Below are 19,440 nucleotides of genomic sequence, written 5' to 3'. Positions count from 1 at the left end.
TGAGATCAGCTTAAAAAGCGCATCACGCCTTCTTGGACGGCTGTTGCGACCAAATTACCTTGGCGATCATAAATCTCACCACGCACTAAACCGCGTGTATTGCTCGCCGTAGGACTTTCGATGGCAAACAGTAGCCAGTCATCCATCTTAAACGGACGGTGGAACCAGATAGAGTGGTCAATAGTTGCCACTTGGAATTTTGGTGTCATCAGAGAAACACCATGTGGATGCAAGGCGGTCACTAAGAAGCCCCAGTCAGAGGCGTAGCCAAGCAAATACTGATGGATGAGCTGGTCATCGGGCATATCGCCATTGGCTCGGATCCACAAATACTGCTTAGGCTCCGCTTTTTCTGGCTTCAAGGGGTTGATGACAGTAACGGGACGCATCTCAATCGGTTTTTCACCACAAAACGCTTTTTGCAGTTTTTCTGGTAAGAAATGCGCAATCTGCGCCGCGAGTTCGGATTCGGAAGCAAAGTTCTCAGGCCCTGGAACCACAGGCATGGTTTTTTGGTGCTCAAATCCCGGTGCATCACCATGGTAGGACGCAGTCAGATAAAAAATTGGCCGACCATTTTGGATCGCTTTAACACGGCGAGTGCTGAAGCTTTTGCCATCACGAAGATTTTCTACATCGTAAATAATCGGTTTTTCTGGATCGCCAGGGTAAAGAAAATAGCTATGGAAAGAGTGCACAGTGCGATCTGACTCGACCGTGTAGCGAGCTGCCGACAAGGCTTGGCCAATCACTTGTCCGCCATAGACTTGAGGAAGCCCCAAATTTTCGCTGGCACCGCGATACAGCCCCTCTTCCAGTTTCTCCAATTGCAGCAGACTTAATAATTCGTCTAACGGTTTACTCATGACTTAGGACCCTCTTTTGTAGTTTGATGATTTTGTGATGTTAGTCAGACATTTGTCAATAATCCTGCTGTCCAATGACACAAATACCGTGGTGGCATATAATTTGCTGGTTTTCTAATGTGATGTTTCCCAGTTGTGTAGTGAGGCGCTATGAAAAAGGTTCTACTTATTGTTATCTCTATCCTGTTTGGTTCTGTACTCGTAGGCTGCCAAATGAATGAATCCAACAAGACACAAGATAAAATCCAATCGATTACGGGGAGTGTGGCATACCGTGAACGCATTGCGTTGCCGGATAATGCGGTGGTGACAGTTTACCTACAAGACGTTTCCTTGGCTGATGCGCCAGCGACGGTTATCGCAAAACAGAACTTCATCACTAATGGTATGCAAGTACCACTTGAGTTCAACCTAGCGTATGACAGCCGCAAGATCAAAGCGAGTCATCGTTACAGTGTGAGTGCGCGTATCGAAGTCGATGGTAAGCTACGTTTCATCACGGATACTCATTACGGTGTGATCACCGATCCTGAAGCAACTAAACACGTACCTATGATGCTGATTGGTGTGCATGGCGAATAACTCGCGATAAGGCGTTATTGCGTTAAGCTTTTTCGATTGCACAATGGCAGCCATTACGGCTGCCATTGATATTTACGTAGCGATATTTTCCCGGTGTCACTCACCTCTATCCCTTCGGCTAACAATAATTGCCGCTGGCGCACAAAATCTTCCCCTTGTAGTGAAATTTTGCCTTGGCTGTTGATGACTCGAAACCAAGGTAACTGACTCCCCTCAGGTAAATGACCCAGCGCTTTGCCCACATGGCGTGCATAGCCCGGATAACCGGCCATTTTGGCGATAGCGCCGTAAGTCGAAACCCGACCAACCGGAATTTGGTGAATCACGACAAAGATCTGTTGTAAAAACTGGTCCATAATACAAGTGCCCGAAACAAGTTTACCAAGGATAGGTATAGGGAGTTGGCATGATACTGTCTGCCTTACAATTTCTCATCGCGATTCTGTTTTCCATTGTTGCTGCGTATGTGGCAGGTTTGAGTGAGGGCGATATTCCGATCATCGCATTTTTGATCCCTGCTCTCTGGCTATTGCCTAAATCAGGATTTTCCAGCGTTGTCATGTTGCTCGCGATGGGGATCTTTGGCCTTACCTTACCACTCCAACCGGTGGCGTTGTCTATCAGTCAGTGGGTGCTTATTCCGCTGCTGATGGTGGCGTTTTCTCCACGTAGTAACTGGGGAGTGATCTTAGTCAGTGCTTTGATTGTACTCACTTTGCAAGTGGGCATCATGGTAACGCAATCGGCGGGCAAACTGGAAGGCTCACCTATGGTGACTGTGGTGCAGATAGTTATGGTGATGTTGATCTGGTGGGCAGCTCGAGGTTGGAAACCAAATCATGCTCACAGTTGGTGGGCATTGGCTTTAGTGATTCCGCTCTGGGTGGCCGAGCAATTTTATGCGGTCACCTTAGCGTTACTGATAACCGGAATTATTGCTGCGTGCGAAAACCTGATCCCCAAAGCAACCCCTTCCTTAAACTGGGGAAGCTTGTTGGGATGGAGCCTACCTTGTGTCAGTTTTGCTGCGTTAGTCGTTTCACCCGCGACAGAAGTGCCCAATCCGGTCTTTGTGGTATGGATCTGCATTTTGGTCACAGCTTGGACCACAGACTATGTATTGAAAAGCACAGAGGAAGCGCACGAATAGTCCATTGAGTGCATCAAATAGCCAGATGAGAGCCTAATAAAGCATCGGTGGCTCTATGAAATTTATTACCTAAAGTTGATAGTGGGGTGGGGGTATTTACGATAAAATGCGCAGCAAAAAATACAACATACCATTATTCAACGTCTATGCTACTTAACGCTTTTTCACGCCGAGTCTTACTTTGGCTAGGTTGGCTATTGATTTCCACCAGCAGTTTAGCCGCAACATCTACGACGTATAAGGTCGCCACCGAAGCGGATGACGTGGTGACTCGCGTGCTTTTTGATTCGATTGCTCACCACTTCAACCTTGAAATTGAATACGTCAACTACCCCAGTTTTAACGATATTCTGGTGGCGATAGAGACTGGCAATGCCGATTTTGCTGCCAACATTACTTACACTGATTTGCGTGCTCAACGTTTTGATTTTTCAAGACCAACCAACATCGAGTACACCTATCTCTACAGTTATGGTGGCCTACGTTTACCCGAGTTGCGCCTCGTGGGTATCCCGAAAGGAACCATCTACGGGGCCTTGTTAAAAGAACACTACCCCTATATCCAGCAAGTTGAGTATGAAGGCCATTTAGAAGCGCTCACTTTGCTGGAAAGTGGCCGAGTAGACGGAGTGGTTGATGCGATCAATCAGCTCAAACCTATGCTACTGAAAGGGCTTGATGTACAACTCCTTAACGACCAATTACCGATTCAGCCTGTTTCTATTGTGACGCCTAAAGGCAAACACTCAGCGCTATTGGGCAAGATTGAAAAATACGCGCATTCGGCTCACGTACAACGTTTATTGCGTGAATCGATCCAAAAGTATCAATTGGACATCCGTAAGCAAGCTCTGCGTCAATCCGTGGTTGAGAGCGGACTCAACGTGCAGCGTGTATTGCGTGTTAAGCTAGAGAACAACCCGCAATATGCACTTTATCAGCCAGACGGTTCGGTTCGTGGGATCAGTGCTGATGTTGTGTTTCAGGCCTGTGAGATGCTACTGCTGAAATGCGAATTGGTCAGTAATGGTCAAGAAACATGGGAGAGCATGTTTGATGATTTGCAGGATAAAAGCATCGATATTTTGGCTCCTGTCACGGTTTCTCAGCAGCGTAAAAACCTCGCTTACTTCAGTGAAAGCTACTACCACCCACAAGCGATTTTGGTCAAACGTGAACACTATAAAGACGATGTGTATAGCAATGTGTCTGAGTTGGTGGCTGAACGTATTGGCGTCATCAAAGACGATTTTTTTGAAGAGCTGTTACAGCAGATGCTGCCGAACAAGATCTTGTTCAGCTACGCAAGTCAGGAAGAGAAAGTTCAAGCCTTACTGAATAAAGAGGTGGACTACATAGTGCTCAATCGAGCCAATTTTAATCTCTTGCTTCGCGAGTCAACGGAGATGTTACCGATTGTAGAAGACACCATGATTGGCAGTTTCTACCAATATGACATTGCGATAGGTTTTGCTAAAAATCCACTTGGTGCAACACTGGCACCTCTTTTCTCTCGGGCAATTAAAATGCTCAATACCGAACAGATCATACATACCTATGATTATCAGCCAAATTGGCGAGCCACATTACTTGCGGAAAAGAAATATCAGCGCAGTACTCAATGGCTTTTTGCCATGGCTTTCATCGTGTTGTTTATGGTGGCGTTTTACCTACATGGCATCTCACATACCGATAACCTTACTAAGCTGCGCAATCGTCGCGCTTTGTATAACCGATACCGCCGCGGGTTATCGCCTCGCCTAAGCTTGGTTTATCTTGACGTGAATACGTTTAAATCGATCAACGATCAGTATGGACATGAAGTGGGTGACAAAGTCCTTAAGCAGTTGGCTCAGCGCATCGAAGCGGTATGGCGTGGGCGCAGCTATCGGATTGGTGGGGATGAATTTATTTTAATCGGTGAATGTTCTGCTAAGCGGCTTGAACATGTGGTTGCGCAATGTGAACGTTTTATGTTTGTGGATTCAGAGCGCGATGTCAGTTTTGAAGTGAGTGTGGCGATTGGTATTGCTAAGAATCGTGAGCGGACCGAATCACTCAATGAGGTGATGCACCAAGCGGATATTGCGATGTATCGCGCTAAGGCGGAATCGACGCAATCGCCATTTCAGGCTGCCAGCAAGGTAAAAGGATTACACATCGTTTAATCAAACTGGTGAAATGCTGTTCGGTTGATGAGCAATGTGGGGGTAAATCAGGATTATCGCTTGCATTGCCTAAGTCGATGTTTAATAATCGCACCCGCTTTGGAGCAATCCAAACTCAAATCGATGGGGGCCCTGGTCCTCCCGCAACACTAGTTCGTGAACCTGGTCAGATCCGGAAGGAAGCAGCCACAGCGGATGATGTGTGTGCCGGGATGTGGCTGGGGTCTCCGCCCATCTGACGTTCTAAAAATCCAATTCTTCCCCAATAATTCTGTGAGCTTCCTTGTTCAAGGGATAAGTTGACCTAGTCTAAGCTATTGCTACTTCCTACCCTCGGTTCTACTCATTTTTCTAGCCTGAATGATTTTTTATCCAAGCACAATTTGTCTTACCTCATTGTTTACTCATGGTTTTATTAATTTTTGATGACAGATGTTGCAGTCATCGTTGATTTATTTTTATCCAATACATCAAACACTGATTGACATCGATTTTTTCTTCAATAAGATATTTGCATATCCACATATATTGGAGTTTGATTATGTTACCCCACCAGTTTTTCAAATTACTCGCCGATGAAACGCGGGTGCGCTGCTTACTGATGATTGCTCGGGAAGAGAAGGTTTGTGTGGCTGAACTTACCGAAGCCTTGAATGAGAGTCAGCCGAAAATTTCTCGCCATTTGGCGTTGCTGCGTGCCAGCGGCGTGGTGGTCGATATCCGTCAGGGGCAGTGGGTGTTTTATCGTATTTCCGATCAACTGCCGGGATGGATGCGCAAACAGATCCAAGGGTTGGTGGAATCCAACTGTCTTAAACAGGAATACCAGCAAGATATTCAGCGCCTCGCCGAGATGACCTCTCGCCCACAGTGCTGTGTGTAGAGAACCAAGTTGAGTTATCTCCCAATGGCTTAGCGTTGCAGCCAAGGTCGCTACTTAGTTGGGAAGGAATAAAAGCAAGTTTAAAGGAAAAGGAAGATGGCAATTAAAGTCGGAATTAATGGATTTGGTCGTATCGGGCGTTTGGCTTTAAGAGCTTCGTTTGATTGGCCTGAGATTGAATTTGTACAGATCAATGATGTGGCGGGCGATACTGCAACATTGGCACACCTTTTGGAGTTCGATTCGGTACAAGGTCGTTGGCACCATGCCGTGAGCAGTGAAGCGGATGCGATCCTGATCAACGGCAAACGCATTCGCGCAACACAAGAAAAAGCGATTGATGCAGTGGATTGGTCGGGCTGTGATGTGGTGATTGAGGCTACGGGTAAGCACCGTAAAGGCGAGTTCTTGAACCAGTATTTGGCACAAGGAGTAAAACGCGTCGTCGTTTCAGCGCCTGTCAAAGAAGAGGGGATCGCCAATATCGTGGTGGGGGTGAACGACCATATCTTCAATCCTGAACAACATCGCATTGTTACTGCTGCTTCTTGTACCACCAACTGTATTGCCCCTGTGGTGAAAGTGATCCACGAAAAACTGGGTATTGCGCAAGCCTCTTTTACCACCATCCATAACCTAACCAATACGCAAACCATTTTGGATGCACCGCATAAAGATTTACGCCGTGCGCGTGCTTGCGGTATGAGCCTTATCCCCACTACGACAGGTTCTGCCAAAGCGATTATCGAAATTTTCCCAGATCTGAAAGGCAAGATTGATGGACACGCCGTGCGTGTGCCGCTGGCGAATGCCTCGTTAACCGACATCATTTTTGATGTGGAGCGTGATACGACGGTGGAAGAGATCAATCAGCTGTTAAAACAAGCCTCAGAAAACGAGCTTAAGGGTATTTTGGGTTTTGAAGAGCGTCCACTGGTGTCGATTGATTACCAAGGCGATCAACGTTCAACGATTGTGGATGCGCTCTCCACTATGGTGGTTGGTAAGCGAATGGTGAAAATCTACGCTTGGTATGACAACGAAATGGGTTACGCCACGCGCACCGCGGAATTGGCTCGTAAAGTCGGTTTGGCATAAGGAGTAGTAAAAAATGACGCATCCAACTTGGGAATTACCGGTAGCTGACAATCAGGCGAGCTTAGTGCTCACGCCTTGTCCGGGAACCAAAGGCACACCACTGTCGGAAAGCATTGCCCAACTGAAAGCGCAAGGGGTTTCGGCTGTAGTGACGGCGCTGAGCCATGAAGAAATGGAGCAGCATGGTGTCGGTGAGCTACCTGAGGAAGTCGAAAAAGCCGGATTACAGTGGTTTCATGCGCCGATTGAAGATGATTGCGCGCCGGATGCCGCCTTTGCGCAAGATTGGCAACAGTGCTCACCCGCTTTGCATCAGGCACTCAGCCGCGGTGAAAAAGTCGCTTTGCATTGCATGGGCGGTTCGGGTCGTACTGGTTTACTGGCCGCGCATCTGCTGCTGGAAAAAGGCTGGCCGCTGGAAAGCATCATTACTCAGGTGCAAGCATTAAGGCCGGGTGCATTTACCAAAGAAGTGCAAGTGCAGTACGTGCACCAAATCGTCAAACCATAACCAGATCAAGGGCCGCATAAGCGGCTCTTTTTAAGAGAGTGTTTATGTTGTCCCAACTGAATGCCCATGTTCGCCAGTACATGCTCGTGACGTTCAACTACTGGAACTTTACCCTGACTGATGGGGCGCTGCGTATGTTGGTGGTGCTCTATTTCTATGATTTAGGCTATTCCAGCTTAGCGATTGCCTCGCTGTTTCTGTTCTATGAATTTTTTGGTGTGGTGACCAACTTAATTGGCGGTTGGCTTGGAGCTTGGCTTGGGCTGAATCGCACCATGAACATCGGGCTTGGTTTGCAAATCATCGCACTCTTGATGCTGGCAGTGCCAGCAAGCTGGCTGACCATTCCTTGGGTAATGGCCGCGCAAGCTCTGTCGGGGATCGCGAAAGATCTCAATAAGATGAGTGCCAAAAGCGCCATCAAAACCTTAGTGCCAGAAAATGCACAAGGCGCGTTGTTTAAGTGGATTGCGATCCTGACGGGGTCAAAGAATGCCTTAAAAGGTGCTGGATTTTTCTTGGGCGGCGCGTTGTTGTCTTTGATCGGTTTCCAGTACGCGGTGGCTACTATGGCAGTTGTGCTGCTATTAGTTTTCATTGGCAGCGTAATGAGTTTGAAATCCGATCTCGGCAAGGCCAAGAACAAGCCCAAGTTTTCCGATATTTTCTCTAAATCGGCGAGTGTGAACATCTTGTCGGCGGCACGGCTCTTTCTGTTTGGCGCGCGCGATGTGTGGTTTGTCATCGCACTGCCTATCTATTTAGGCAGCGTGTTTGGCTGGGATCACAGTGCTGTCGGGGGCTTTCTGGCGCTTTGGGTGATTGGCTACGGCGTTATTCAAGGATTCGCGCCGAAAATCACAGGCAGCAAATCGGAGAATCCACCAGCAGGGCGAGCCGCTATTGGCTGGGCATTAGCACTGTCCTTGGTCACGGGGCTGATCGCTTACGGTGTGCAGATACAGTGGCACCCAGAAGTGGTGATCATCGGAGGACTCATGCTGTTTGGCGCGGTATTTGCGGTGAACTCTTCACTGCATTCGTACCTGATTGTCAGCTACGCCAAAGACGATGGCGTGTCGCTTGATGTCGGCTTCTACTACATGGCGAATGCGATGGGGCGCTTAATCGGCACGATATTATCCGGCTGGGTCTTCCAGCTTTGGGGGCTGGCAGCTTGTTTGTGGGTCTCTTTCGGATTTTTAGTGCTGACGACGCTGATCTCATTTTGGCTGCCGAATCGTGTGTATACGTCACAAGTGAATCTGAAATAATGAGCTTGGTCGATTTTTTGTAGTCGATATGTACCTCTAGTCAATAATTTACCAATCCGCTTTTACGGGAATGCACAGATAATTATTTATTGGAAATGTTTATTGGCGACTTTTTATTGTGTGAGGTTATTCTGACTCTGGGATTAATGACTTGGCGGCTATCTTTATAAAAACATGTTGTTTTTGTATATCAGTATTGTCTGATTTTTTATTTATGATCAAAAATAAAGGGACTGACTTATTTGGCGTGAGTGATTATTGACCTTAAATGTAATTAAGTGTGACTGAAATTTGTATTGATTAAGGTTTAGTGCATTGAATTTAAAGGGGTGGTATTGATCTTGTGCCTATTTTGTTGTTTGGGTATTTATCTTAATTATAGTTCTTTCTAGCGAGCGATAATTTTATTGAACCGTGATCTCAATGATTTTATGAATTATTTCTTTCTGATTGTTTTCAAGAACTCAATGAGTTTATTTAAAATTATGAAAGTCGCGTTACATTTTCTTACATCCGTTTGAAACAGACTGAAACAGTTTCTTTTCTATAATGAGACATAAATTTTGTTCAATAAAATAAGTCTCGAAATAATGAAAAGATCAGCATTAACTTTAATGCCGACCGTTCTTGCATTAGCAGTGGGAATGGCGATGCCTGCAGCGCAGGCGGCAATCAATAGTGACGCTTCTGTTGTTGGCACTGAAAGCCAGTGGTGGAATACCTACAAAGTGACGCTCACTAACAACGGCAATCAGCCAGTTGAACTGCGTGATGCGAGCATTGCGTTTGATACCAACCTTTCACTTTCAACACCTTCTTGGTCGGCACAAGGCATCTCTTACCCAAGCATGAGCTTTAGCAGCAACGCGCAAGGTTCAGTGTTTAGCAACCGCTTAGCGCTGAGCTTTGATCAAGGCAGTTGGGTAAAAACGCAACTGCTGCCGGGGGCAAGCATTGATCTTACCTTAGGCGTCAGTGGTGTGCTTGACCTGAGCCTGCTGCAAAGCACGATCGCACTGGAAACTGATGGTGAAGTGGAGCCAGGTCAGCCAGAAATTTCGCTAGAGCTGGCTTCACCCGTTCAAGGTGCAGAGTTCATTGAAGGCCAAACCGTTGCGATTGTGGCTAACGTTACGGCAACCAACACGACAGTAAAAACCGTCACGTTCTTGGTGGATGGTGAGCAGATTGCACTACTTGAGCAAGCGCCATTCCAAGCGAACTGGACTGCGGCTGGTGAGGGTGCTCACTCCATCAAAGCCATCGTGGAAGATGCTTCGGGTTTGCTAAAAGAGCAAGCGGTACGTATTACCGTCAAGGCCGAAGAAATTGATCCACCGGTTGAGCCTGAAGTTCCTGTTGCACCTGTGATTGAGTTGACCAATCCACGTAACGGGCAAAGCGTATTTTTGGGTAAAGTCACCACACTGGCTGCGAATGCGACAGACGAAAATAATGATCTCACCGCAGTTGAGTTTTGGGTGAATGGCGAATCGGTTGGCCGTGTTACGCAAGCTCCATATCAAATGGCTTGGACTCCGATGGCTTTGGGTCAATACGCCATTGAAGCGATCGCTTACGATGCGGCAGGGCACCAAACGCAAACCCCAATGGTGACAGTGAACGCCAAAGAAATGGGCACGGGCAACCTAAGCTGTGATATCAAACAGATCTATCGTGAAGATGGCACTGAGTGTATGGGTGACGATCACCCGCGCCGTATCATCGGCTACTACACCTCATGGCGTACCGGTAAAAATGGTCTGCCAGCGTACCTCGCCGGCGATTTGCCTTGGGAAAAACTGACCCACATTAACTACGCGTTCGCCAGCATCAACAAGTCTGATTTCAGCATGCAAGTGGATGATTCCGCGACCAAGATGACGTGGGAAAATGTACCGGGTGCCGAGATGGATCCCTCACTGCCATACCAAGGTCATTTCAACCTGCTGAGCAAGTTTAAGAAACAGTACCCCGATGTGAAAACGCTGATTTCTGTTGGCGGTTGGGCGGAAACCGGTGGTTTCTATCCAATGACGACGGATCTGGCTTCCTGTTCAGTGAATATGGAAGGCATCAAGGCGTTCAACAAATCGGCGGTCGATTTCATTCGTCAATACGATTTTGATGGCGTGGATATCGACTACGAATACCCATCATCAATGAAAGATTCCGGTAATCCGGTCGATTTCGAGCAGTCGAACAAGTGTCGTGGCCAGTTGTGGGATAACTACATGGTGATGATGACCGAACTGCGCAAAGCGCTGGATAAAGCGGGCGAAGAAGATGGCCGTCGTTACATGCTGACCATCGCGTCACCTTCATCAGCTTACCTGCTGCGTGGTATGCAAGACTTCGCGATGCAAGATGTACTGGATTACGTCAACATCATGTCTTACGACCTGCATGGTACGTGGAACGAGTTTGTCGGCCCACAAGCCGCACTGTTTGATGATGGTAAAGATGCTGAGCTTGCCAAATGGGGCGTGTACACAGCCGCAGAGTATCAAGGCATTGGCTACTTAAACCAAGCGTGGACGCACCACTTCTTCCGTGGCGCCTTTAAACCAAGCCAAATCAACATGGGGATTCCTTACTACACCCGTGGCTGGCAAGGCGTGAGCGGCGGCGATAAAGGTCTATGGGGTCGTGCGGTTGAGCCAAACCAATCGTCATGTCCAGAAGGCACCACTGTTTGTGGTTGGGGCGCGGAAGGTACCGATAACATCTGGCATGATGTGGATGCCAACGGTAACGAAATCAAAGCCGGTGTGGTACCCATGTGGCACGCGATGAACCTGATGCACGCTGAAAAATTGGGTATTGACGGTATGCCAAGTTACGGCCCAGCGTGGGGTATGGATCCAAACAACCCGAAACACCTGATTGAAGGCAAATACGAGCGTGTGTGGAGTCAAGAGCTGCAAACGGCATGGCTTTGGAACGACACCAAAAAAGTATTCCTGAGCATTGAAGATAAAGACTCACTGAAGCCAAAACTGGATTACATCGTCGATAACGGTTTAGGCGGCATGATGATTTGGGAGATGGCGGGTGACTACTCGTATGATGCGGTGAAACGCGAATACGTGATCGGTTCTGACATGACTTCTTATGCCCATGAAGTGTTTGCCGCGGCGAAGCCGATGGATATTCGTCATAACGATCTGCCACAACCAGACTCGGTGATTGACGTTACGGTATCGACCACAGAATGGCCAGAAGGCGATAGCAACTACCCAATCAACCCGAAATTGGTGTTTACCAACCACTCAAATGTGGCGATTCCGGGTGGTTCTACGATTGAGTTCCTGATGCCAACGTCAACCGGTGATATCGTCAAAGATTGGAGCGGTGCTGGTCTGAAAGTGATTGAAAGCGGTCATACCGGCAGCAACTTCTCGGTGAATGGTGAGAAGAAACTGTTCCACAAAGTGGCCGTGACACTGCGCTCAACCGAAACGATCCCTGCGGGCGGTGAGTACAGCGTCGATATGGTGTACTACACCCCAGTCTCTGGCGTGGCTAACGGCGTGCGCTTTATCGTGGGTAACGAAACGGTCGGCTTGAAGAAAGACTTCCCAACATTGCCAGCGTTTGAAGGTGCCACCGATGGCGGCAATGGGAACGAAGGCGGTGCGGGTCAATCTTGTGCCGATGCCGGCATCAACCCTAATGGCTTGAAAGTGTACCCAGAGTTTCCACGTGGCGACCACGCGGCAGGCGGTGACCAACTGATCCACAATGGTTCTGTATGGCAAGCCAACTGGTGGACGAACAGTACACCATCCAGCGCCGATGCATCATGGAAAGCGGTGTGCAAAATCTAAGTTAACTACCGTTCATGAAACATAAGCCCAGCCATTTGGCTGGGCTTTTCTATGCTTGGAAAAAGGGATAAGAAAAATGGAAAAGGCGTTTAACGCGCCAGCATGGGATAGGTGAAAAACAGCAAGTGAGCGAAGTTAAATAAGAAATGCACGCCAACACTGACCCAAAGACGCCCGGTAAAATGGAACACCAAACCATAGCCAAGCCCCGCAAGGGCGGCGAAGATCATTAGTAATGGACCACCCGCAAAATGGGCCATACCAAACAGCGCACTGGCGATCAAAAGTCCGGCAATGGCGCCAAACTGCTGCTGAGCTTTTTGCTGAATCAAACCACGAAATAGCGCTTCTTCTGCCACACAAGTAAATAGCAAATTGTTGAGGGCAAAAATCCACCACCACTCCGGTAGTGACCATTCAAATGCCAGCGCGCCTAACCAAACCGCGATCGGCAAGAGAGCAAATAAAGGCACTAAGGTCAGCAGTGTGGCCTTGATGTTCGCAGTTTTAGACTGACCCAGTAGTGCTGGAAACGCGAGTAACAGAGCAAAAAACACCAGCGGTTTATCTAAATTCAGATAAAGGCTGAAAGGGGTACTGTGCGCACTGGCGATCACTTTATCCAGCACTTTGAGGTTAGAAAAACCGGGTAGCCAATGGAGAAATAGCGCTAAACACCACAGCAGCAAAGCAACCCAAGCGGTCGTGCGCCAGTGTGATTGACCATTCGCAGCCAGATACGCCAGGGCAAAACCAACACAGATGATTCCAGCGCCAACGAAGGTGAGGTAACCACTTCCTAATGCACTGAGCAGAGTGATGATCAGTAGTCCCCAACTAACGCGGTGATAACGAGCGAAGCCCGCCATGATCGCTAAGGCCAGCGGTAGCCAAAGCAAAGCGGATGCAGAAAGTAACATATTGATATCCTATTTATTTCCTCTTGCTTCAAGAGCTTGAGGTATTTAAGGCAGGGATAATGACGTGCTAAGCGAGCAAGGACAAGCCACGAAGTCAGGCTTTCTTACTGGTTAAACCTGTTGAACAGCTATACCGTGAGCCTTTTTTGCACGTTGACAGTGATTGAATGTAACGATAAAACTCAAAAGTAACGAATCTTGAGTGTTTTTTGAGTTTTATTGTTGCTTATTGAGTGATTGAAGAAGGTAAATTATTCACGTCAACTTAACGAGGAGAATCTCAATGAAAGCACGTCATCTTTTACCTGTACTCGCCGCCGCGATCACTTTTCCTGCGCTGAGCAGCCCTGTCATGACGCTCACTAGCCAAGACATTCAAGAAGGTTCACGAATGGCGAAGCATTTTGTGTTTAATGGTTTTGGTTGTAGCGGTGATAATTTGTCGCCACAACTGAGCTGGAACAATGCCCCGAAAGGCACCAAAAGTTTTGCCATTACCGCTTATGACCCCGATGCACCGACTGGCAGTGGTTGGTGGCACTGGGTAGCACTGGATATCGCGGCGGATCAACATAATGTGGCGCGTGGCGCAGCTAAGCAACTTAAAGGCGTACGTGAACTGAACAACGATTACGGCTTTAGCGGCTTTGGTGGTGCGTGCCCTCCACAAGGTCACGGTATGCACCGTTATCAATTTACGGTTTGGGCACTCCCGTTTGAAAAAATGGAGATCCCACAAGGGGCTTCTAATGCTTTAGTGGGTTTTATGCTGCGCGCTAATGCGCTTGAGCAGGCCACGCTAACCGCAACCTATGTGAATGAATAATAAGGAAGAGAAATGAGCAAAGTGATCGTGCAGACTGGGCAGTTTAAAGGTTTGCGTAAACAGCCTCTGCATAATGTCTTGATCTATGCGCCCACCATTATTTGGGTAACACATGGAAATAAACAGCTCTGGTGGCATGACACGACGCTCAATTTTCATTCTGCTGATTGGCTGATGTTGCCAGCCAATCAGTATCTTACCTTTGTGAATGTACCGCAGCAGGCGCAGTTTTATTCACGCACCTTGACCTTACATGAAGCGCCACCTGTAGAGTGGATAACTCAATCAAGTCAATATGAGCGAAATGAACAACCTAGAGTGAGAGTGACGGCTGAGCTGGCCTACTGTTTTGAGCTGCTTTACGAGATGAACCAACAATCGCTCAGTGAAGAGACACAGCGCCAGTTTGTGCTGGGTTTTTACGCGCAGCTGCGGGATGAGAAAGCGCTACATCTCCTATTTCCAAGCGATAATGCCTCAATGCGAGAGCGTTTAGCGCGTTATTTAAGTGTTAATCCCGGTGATGAACACAATATTGAAACGGTTTCGGCGCATTTTGCGATGAGTCGAGCGACCTTGGCTCGACATTTGGCAGCGGAAGGTACGGGTTTTCGAGAAGTGCTCAGTGAAGTGCGGATGAACTACGCGCTTGCGCTGCTACAAGAGCTACGTCCTTTGATGGAGGTCGCGGTGGCTTGTGGGTATCAATCATTGACTCGATTTTCGGCGCGCTTTAAGCAGCAGTATCGGCTTACGCCTTATCAGTATTTACAAACCATTACGGATAAGCCGGAAAAATAAAAAGAGCCACCTTAGGTGGCTCTTGAACTATGGATTGGATTACCGAGATTAAATGCCCGCGCGCTTTAGAAGGCCTGCCATCAACGCTGAGCTCGATTTCACTTGCTTAGATTTGTTGAGCAGATTTTTCGCTAACGTTTGGTTATCAATGCTTTTGGCGATGTAAGACATCGCATGATAGAAATCGCTGGCAGATTTAATCTTGGTGGCGTCATTGAGTGGCGCAAGCAATTTCACCATTTCCGTGCCTTTCATTTTTTTCTCAGTGGCGTACGCTTCAACGGCATCCAGCACAAGATCGAGGTCGTTCATGGCTTCGGCACTTTCCACGCCATTCTTTTTCATCTCTTTTTGGTTACGTTTACGCAGTTGCTTGATCATAAACGCAGGTTTGTTAATTTTTCTAAAACCAAAATAACCCGCAGCAATCACGATGACGATCCCGCCGACCACATAACCCCAAATGGAGCCGCTTGACTCAACTACAGGTTGTACGGTTTGTGTGGCAAAATCGACGGTGGTAGAAACATCAGACATCTTACAAATCCTATCGGTGGCGCTTCGAAACAGAAGCTATTAATTAATCTGGCTGCCGAGTCGGCGCATTGCGGTGCATCAATCTTTATTGAAAGGGCGATTGAAAAGCACGTTTTTTTCACCAGCTTTGTGAACATCAATGGGGATGTACATCGACAAAACCAAGCTGATATCTGCAGACATCTCAGTTTGGTTGTCTAGTTTGCTGCGTGAGCTCACAAAAATGGTGACCTTTCTTCTCTGTACTCGGCGTGGGTATTGGCTTAGCTGGCTGCGCGACGCAGCCGATCATGCACGGCAAGCCACGCTTCACCTTGTGGTGGACGCTCTAACCAAATTTCATCTACGCCCCATTTATCCACTTCGGCCAGAGAGCGGTACAAGGCTTGGCCGTAGGCTTTGGCTTCTTGCGGCATCGGCTTGAGTAAACGCTGCTCGCTGGCTTGCAGCGCAGAGAGATTAAGTAGCGCGATGCGAAGCTCATCCGATTGAGTGGCAAGCTCACGGGCTAGGTCATCAATCACCCGTAGGCGCGTTTTCGGTTGATAGTGGCTATCGACATTTCCCGGCACCGCAACTTGATGAACTTGTGGCTGCAGTACTTCTTGACCCAATACCGCGCTAAGTTCACTGGCCGTTATCGGGCCTGCGCGCAGTACACGAAAAGGTTTGCTGGTTAAATCGACAATCGTGGATTCCAAACCGTGTTGGCATTCACCGCCATCCAAGACTGCGGCGAGTCTGCCATTCAAACCATCAAGCACCTGCTGGGCTGAGGTTGGGCTGAGTTTTTTGTAGGGGTTGGCCGAAGGTGCCGCCACCGCTAAGCGATGCGTCTTCAAAATATCCAGCAAGACAGGATGAGCGGGAACACGAATGCCGACCGATTCTAAACCGCCAGTCACAACAGGTGAAACCTGCTTGGCTTTGGGGAGCAAGAGCGTCAAAGGCCCCGGCCAAAAAGCTTCGGCAAGTTGATACGCTTCTGGCGCAATATCGGTCGCCCATTCAGAGAGTTGTTCTGCCGACCCGAGATGGACGATCAACGGATGATTCGCTGGGCGACCTTTGGCACTAAAAATCTGCTTCACCGCTTCAGGTTGGGTGGCATCGGCCGCCAGTCCATAAACGGTTTCGGTCGGTATCGCAACCAGTTGGCCTTGCTTAAGTAACTGAGCTGCGCATTCAATATCAGCAGGTGTCATCGCTGAAAGCTGTTGGGTATTCAACAAAAAATCTCCGTGGTTCGGCATAACTTACTCGCATCATCCATTCACCGATGAAAGGGTGTCCGGTGTTTTGAAGGGCGGCATTCTAACAAAATTTGACCCAGATCCCTACTCAAGAATGCTTTTGAACGATAAACCTTAGTATGGAGTTTATCGATAACTTTAAAACTAAAAGTGTGCACCGCTACCGTTTACATATCCGATAATGAACTACACTGAGGTTAAGGTATTGGTTTATATCGCAACCCTAACATTGGAATGAAAAAGAGATGGAGCAGAGTGTCGCATTTAACATTTCGACAATCGCCAAAATGGTCGGCAGCGATCTGGTAGAGCCTATGTTGGTGAGCTATCAAGAGAACACGCAAGCTCAGTTGACGAAATTAATCACGATTGTTGCAACGCAGTCCGTCAGTGAGCTGCATCGCTTGGCACACAGCATGAAATCCTCGGCAAGGTTCATTGGTAGTGATGCTCTGTCCGAATTCTGTTTTCAACTTGAGATGAAAACGGCCGCCGACCCAGAGTGGCATAGTGACTATGTGCGGCAAGTGGAAGAATTATGCCAGCGAAGTCGCGATGTCCTTGAACAAGTCACCATCTATCTAGAACAGCAAAAAGTGAGTAATCGATGACAGTAGAAGCGATGAAAGTTGTTTGCGTCGATGACGACGATTTTATGCTCAAAGCGTTAGGACGTATGATTCGCCGCATGCGACCTGATTGGGAGATTGAGTTAGTTGAAGATGCTAACCATTGGGTGGTGGATGTAGAGCACGCGCCTAGCGTGGTGATTTCCGATCTGCTGATGCCGGGGAAAAATGGTGAAGCCTTGCTGACGGAATTACGTGCGCGTTGTCCAGAGACTATGCGGGTACTGTTAACCGGAGATACGACCCAAGAATTGCCTCGTAAAGCGCACACCTATGCGCAATTTGTGCTTCCTAAACCTTTTACTCACGAAGATTTTGAACATCTTTTCTTATGTGTCGAACGGCTGTATCGAATGCCGTTCAATATTGAATGCCGCAAGCGACTGGGGGCGTTAGAGGAAATTCCGATCCTGCCTAACTCCGTTCGTAAGTTACAACAAGTGATTGCTTCGCCAAATTGCAGTATGGACGCGATTGCGGAAACCATAGTTCATGAGCCTGTATTGGTGGCCAAAATCATTCAAATCGCCAACTCATCCTACTTTGGTTTTCGGCGTAATACCGATTCGCTGCATGAAGCGGTTGCGCGTTTGGGCGCGGTTTTGGTGGAGTCTATCGCCATCTCTTTGCTCGCAATTCATCCCAGTAATGTGAACTCAGCGGAAGATCATCAATGGGTGGCAGATTGCGCCTTCAAATCCAGCTCCATTGCCAGAGCATTGGTGAGAGAGTTGGGTTTTCCGCGTCAGGATCAAGACCGGATTTTTGTGGCGAATTTACTGACCTCAATTGGCAAAATTCTGCTGCTCGAAGATGGTGCAAGTAAAAAAGAGTTTTTGGATTACTACCACTTACAGCCTGGGTATGCCGATTGTGATGTGATATCGGCATACATACTGATTATGTGGGGCTACGATATTGATATAGGGGATATCATTCTCAACCAAAGATTGACCTCGTTTAGCGGTGAGCATTTAGAGCAGCTAGGCAGTCTTTCATGTCTGGCGAATAGAATTGAAAATTGCAAGCAAATCAATGAATACCGACAGCTTGTACAAGAAGCACCAGACTCAATACAAGGTGCGCTCAAGGAACTGGAAACTCAATTTTTTCCAGCTTAGTCAGTGAAATACTGAATTTTAAGGGAGTGAGTTTATGGCGATTCGACTAACGGTAGCTGATGATTCAAAGATGTCACGCAAGTCCGTGATTAGGGCGATTCCTGCCGGTTGGGATGTAGAGATAACCGAGGCTCAAAATGGAAAGGAAGCCGTAGAGAACTATAACAATGGCCTTGCTGATGTGATGTTTCTCGACCTCACCATGCCTGAAATGGATGGGATACAAGTCTTGGAACACTTTCACCGCATTGATGCGAAATGCTTAGTTATCGTGATTAGTGCGGATATTCAACCCTTGGTTCAGCAACGAGTTCGAGAGTTGGGCGCGCTGAACTTTTTGCAAAAGCCACTCGATCCAGCGCAACTGGAACAAACACTTCATGAGGCAGGGTTGCTATGAGCATTGTACTTTCCGCAGATCACAAAGACGCATTGCAGGAATTCATGAACATCTCTATGGGTCGAGCCGCCAGTAAGCTTGCGACCTTGCTTAATTTGCACGTCACCATCTCCGTTCCCAACATTCGGGTCGCGACAGAGGAAGATATGCGTGCGCTGCAGTCTTATGCCGCTGATTATTATTACACCCGACAATCTTTCTACGGCGGAATGGATGGAGAGCTGATCACCTTAATGAGCCGTTGCGGTTGTGAGCAAGTGGTCAATGACCTTAACCATTCGAAAGGTATGGCGGATGGATTAGTCAGTATTGAAGAGAGCATTTTGGATATCTCCAACATCCTTTCTGGGGCGAGTTTAAAAGGTCTATGTCAACAGATTGAATTGAAAACCAAAATTCAACCACCAGTCATCTTTGATCCGACCCATCAGCCTTTGCCAATTTTGCAATGGCGTCTGTCTTTGATTATGGAAATCAATTTTCTGGTTGAGAAGGCCTCTTTTTCTGCCAAAACCATCATCTGTTTTGCTGATAAAGAGTTAGATAAGGTATTTGCCCATCTCGACGAACTCTTGATGTAAGGATACGAGT

At 47.7% G+C, this 19,440-nt stretch carries 19 protein-coding genes and 1 other RNA gene; 15 read left to right on the top strand and 5 right to left on the bottom strand.

Features of this window, described 5'->3' with window-relative positions; translation table 11 throughout:
- Window positions 1-5 precede the first annotated feature (5 nt).
- Window positions 6-866: an acyl-CoA thioesterase II gene (gene tesB, locus F0316_RS08785; protein ID WP_000042747.1), complete on the bottom strand. Its 861-nt coding sequence runs from the start codon at window positions 864-866 to the stop codon at window positions 6-8.
- Window positions 867-1,016: 150 nt separating this feature from the next.
- Here tesB and F0316_RS08780 point away from each other — a divergent pair, with 150 nt between their 5' ends.
- Complete coding sequence (locus F0316_RS08780; protein ID WP_000756880.1) at window positions 1,017-1,448, top strand: YbaY family lipoprotein; 432 nt, start codon at window positions 1,017-1,019, stop codon at window positions 1,446-1,448.
- A gap of 53 nt (window positions 1,449-1,501) precedes the next feature.
- Here the strand turns inward: F0316_RS08780 and F0316_RS08775 are convergent, their stop codons facing one another.
- Complete coding sequence (locus tag F0316_RS08775; protein ID WP_000371949.1) at window positions 1,502-1,804, bottom strand: DNA base-flipping protein; 303 nt, start codon at window positions 1,802-1,804, stop codon at window positions 1,502-1,504.
- A 50-nt stretch (window positions 1,805-1,854) separates the two neighbouring features.
- Here F0316_RS08775 and F0316_RS08770 point away from each other — a divergent pair, with 50 nt between their 5' ends.
- The 8 genes from F0316_RS08770 to F0316_RS08735 all read left to right on the top strand — a co-directional run bounded on the left by F0316_RS08770 (window position 1,855) and on the right by F0316_RS08735 (window position 12,362).
- Complete coding sequence (locus F0316_RS08770) at window positions 1,855-2,598, top strand: VP0952 family biofilm-associated protein (protein ID WP_000603545.1); 744 nt, start codon at window positions 1,855-1,857, stop codon at window positions 2,596-2,598.
- Window positions 2,599-2,744: 146 nt separating this feature from the next.
- On the top strand, window positions 2,745-4,766 hold the full coding sequence (locus F0316_RS08765; protein WP_172626000.1) for a GGDEF domain-containing protein: 2,022 nt from the start codon (window positions 2,745-2,747) through the stop codon (window positions 4,764-4,766).
- A gap of 130 nt (window positions 4,767-4,896) precedes the next feature.
- An RNA gene (ffs, locus tag F0316_RS08760) (signal recognition particle sRNA small type) lies at window positions 4,897-4,993 on the top strand.
- 314 nt (window positions 4,994-5,307) lie between these two features.
- On the top strand, window positions 5,308-5,649 hold the full coding sequence (locus tag F0316_RS08755; protein ID WP_000936745.1) for a metalloregulator ArsR/SmtB family transcription factor: 342 nt from the start codon (window positions 5,308-5,310) through the stop codon (window positions 5,647-5,649).
- Window positions 5,650-5,745: 96 nt separating this feature from the next.
- Window positions 5,746-6,747: an ArsJ-associated glyceraldehyde-3-phosphate dehydrogenase gene (locus F0316_RS08750; protein WP_033928332.1), complete on the top strand. Its 1,002-nt coding sequence runs from the start codon at window positions 5,746-5,748 to the stop codon at window positions 6,745-6,747.
- Window positions 6,748-6,760: 13 nt separating this feature from the next.
- The gene (locus F0316_RS08745) at window positions 6,761-7,258 is read left to right on the top strand and encodes a cyclin-dependent kinase inhibitor 3 family protein (RefSeq protein ID WP_002043617.1); all 498 of its coding nucleotides are present in this window, start codon (window positions 6,761-6,763) and stop codon (window positions 7,256-7,258) included.
- Window positions 7,259-7,302: 44 nt separating this feature from the next.
- Complete coding sequence (arsJ, locus tag F0316_RS08740) at window positions 7,303-8,532, top strand: organoarsenical effux MFS transporter ArsJ (RefSeq protein ID WP_000952210.1); 1,230 nt, start codon at window positions 7,303-7,305, stop codon at window positions 8,530-8,532.
- A 614-nt stretch (window positions 8,533-9,146) separates the two neighbouring features.
- A complete protein-coding gene (locus tag F0316_RS08735; protein ID WP_172626045.1) occupies window positions 9,147-12,362 on the top strand; it encodes a glycosyl hydrolase family 18 protein in 3,216 nt (1,071 codons plus the stop codon).
- An 89-nt stretch (window positions 12,363-12,451) separates the two neighbouring features.
- Here F0316_RS08735 and F0316_RS08730 read toward each other — a convergent pair whose 3' ends face one another.
- A complete protein-coding gene (locus tag F0316_RS08730) occupies window positions 12,452-13,282 on the bottom strand; it encodes a CPBP family intramembrane glutamic endopeptidase (RefSeq protein WP_000926911.1) in 831 nt (276 codons plus the stop codon).
- A 283-nt stretch (window positions 13,283-13,565) separates the two neighbouring features.
- Between F0316_RS08730 and F0316_RS08725 the strand changes: the two genes are divergently transcribed.
- The gene (locus F0316_RS08725; RefSeq protein ID WP_000647512.1) at window positions 13,566-14,108 is read left to right on the top strand and encodes a YbhB/YbcL family Raf kinase inhibitor-like protein; all 543 of its coding nucleotides are present in this window, start codon (window positions 13,566-13,568) and stop codon (window positions 14,106-14,108) included.
- 12 nt (window positions 14,109-14,120) lie between these two features.
- Window positions 14,121-14,909, top strand: a complete 789-nt coding sequence (locus F0316_RS08720; protein WP_000048790.1) for a helix-turn-helix transcriptional regulator — start codon at window positions 14,121-14,123, stop codon at window positions 14,907-14,909.
- 48 nt (window positions 14,910-14,957) lie between these two features.
- Here the strand turns inward: F0316_RS08720 and F0316_RS08715 are convergent, their stop codons facing one another.
- Both F0316_RS08715 and F0316_RS08705 read right to left on the bottom strand, forming a co-directional pair.
- Window positions 14,958-15,446 carry a hypothetical protein gene (locus F0316_RS08715; protein ID WP_001286335.1) on the bottom strand — a complete coding sequence of 163 codons (489 nt, stop codon included), beginning with the start codon at window positions 15,444-15,446 and terminating at the stop codon, window positions 14,958-14,960.
- 263 nt (window positions 15,447-15,709) lie between these two features.
- Window positions 15,710-16,699 carry an L-threonylcarbamoyladenylate synthase gene (locus F0316_RS08705; protein WP_001132585.1) on the bottom strand — a complete coding sequence of 330 codons (990 nt, stop codon included), beginning with the start codon at window positions 16,697-16,699 and terminating at the stop codon, window positions 15,710-15,712.
- Window positions 16,700-16,944: 245 nt separating this feature from the next.
- Between F0316_RS08705 and F0316_RS08700 the strand changes: the two genes are divergently transcribed.
- The 4 genes from F0316_RS08700 to F0316_RS08685 are packed head-to-tail and all read left to right on the top strand — an operon-like array spanning window position 16,945 to window position 19,430.
- Window positions 16,945-17,310, top strand: a complete 366-nt coding sequence (locus F0316_RS08700; protein WP_000438236.1) for an Hpt domain-containing protein — start codon at window positions 16,945-16,947, stop codon at window positions 17,308-17,310.
- Complete coding sequence (locus tag F0316_RS08695) at window positions 17,307-18,449, top strand: HDOD domain-containing protein (RefSeq protein WP_000215322.1); 1,143 nt, start codon at window positions 17,307-17,309, stop codon at window positions 18,447-18,449. Before F0316_RS08700 ends, F0316_RS08695 begins: the two co-directional genes overlap by 4 nt.
- Before the next feature lie 34 nt (window positions 18,450-18,483).
- Window positions 18,484-18,849 carry a response regulator gene (locus F0316_RS08690; protein ID WP_001007798.1) on the top strand — a complete coding sequence of 122 codons (366 nt, stop codon included), beginning with the start codon at window positions 18,484-18,486 and terminating at the stop codon, window positions 18,847-18,849.
- Window positions 18,846-19,430 carry a chemotaxis protein CheC gene (locus tag F0316_RS08685; protein WP_000029435.1) on the top strand — a complete coding sequence of 195 codons (585 nt, stop codon included), beginning with the start codon at window positions 18,846-18,848 and terminating at the stop codon, window positions 19,428-19,430. Before F0316_RS08690 ends, F0316_RS08685 begins: the two co-directional genes overlap by 4 nt.
- Window positions 19,431-19,440: the final 10 nt, after the last annotated feature.

Source organism: Vibrio cholerae (genome assembly GCF_008369605.1).
Classification (GTDB): Bacteria; Pseudomonadota; Gammaproteobacteria; order Enterobacterales; family Vibrionaceae; genus Vibrio; species Vibrio cholerae.
This window is presented reverse-complemented; position numbering and strand designations above follow the sequence as displayed.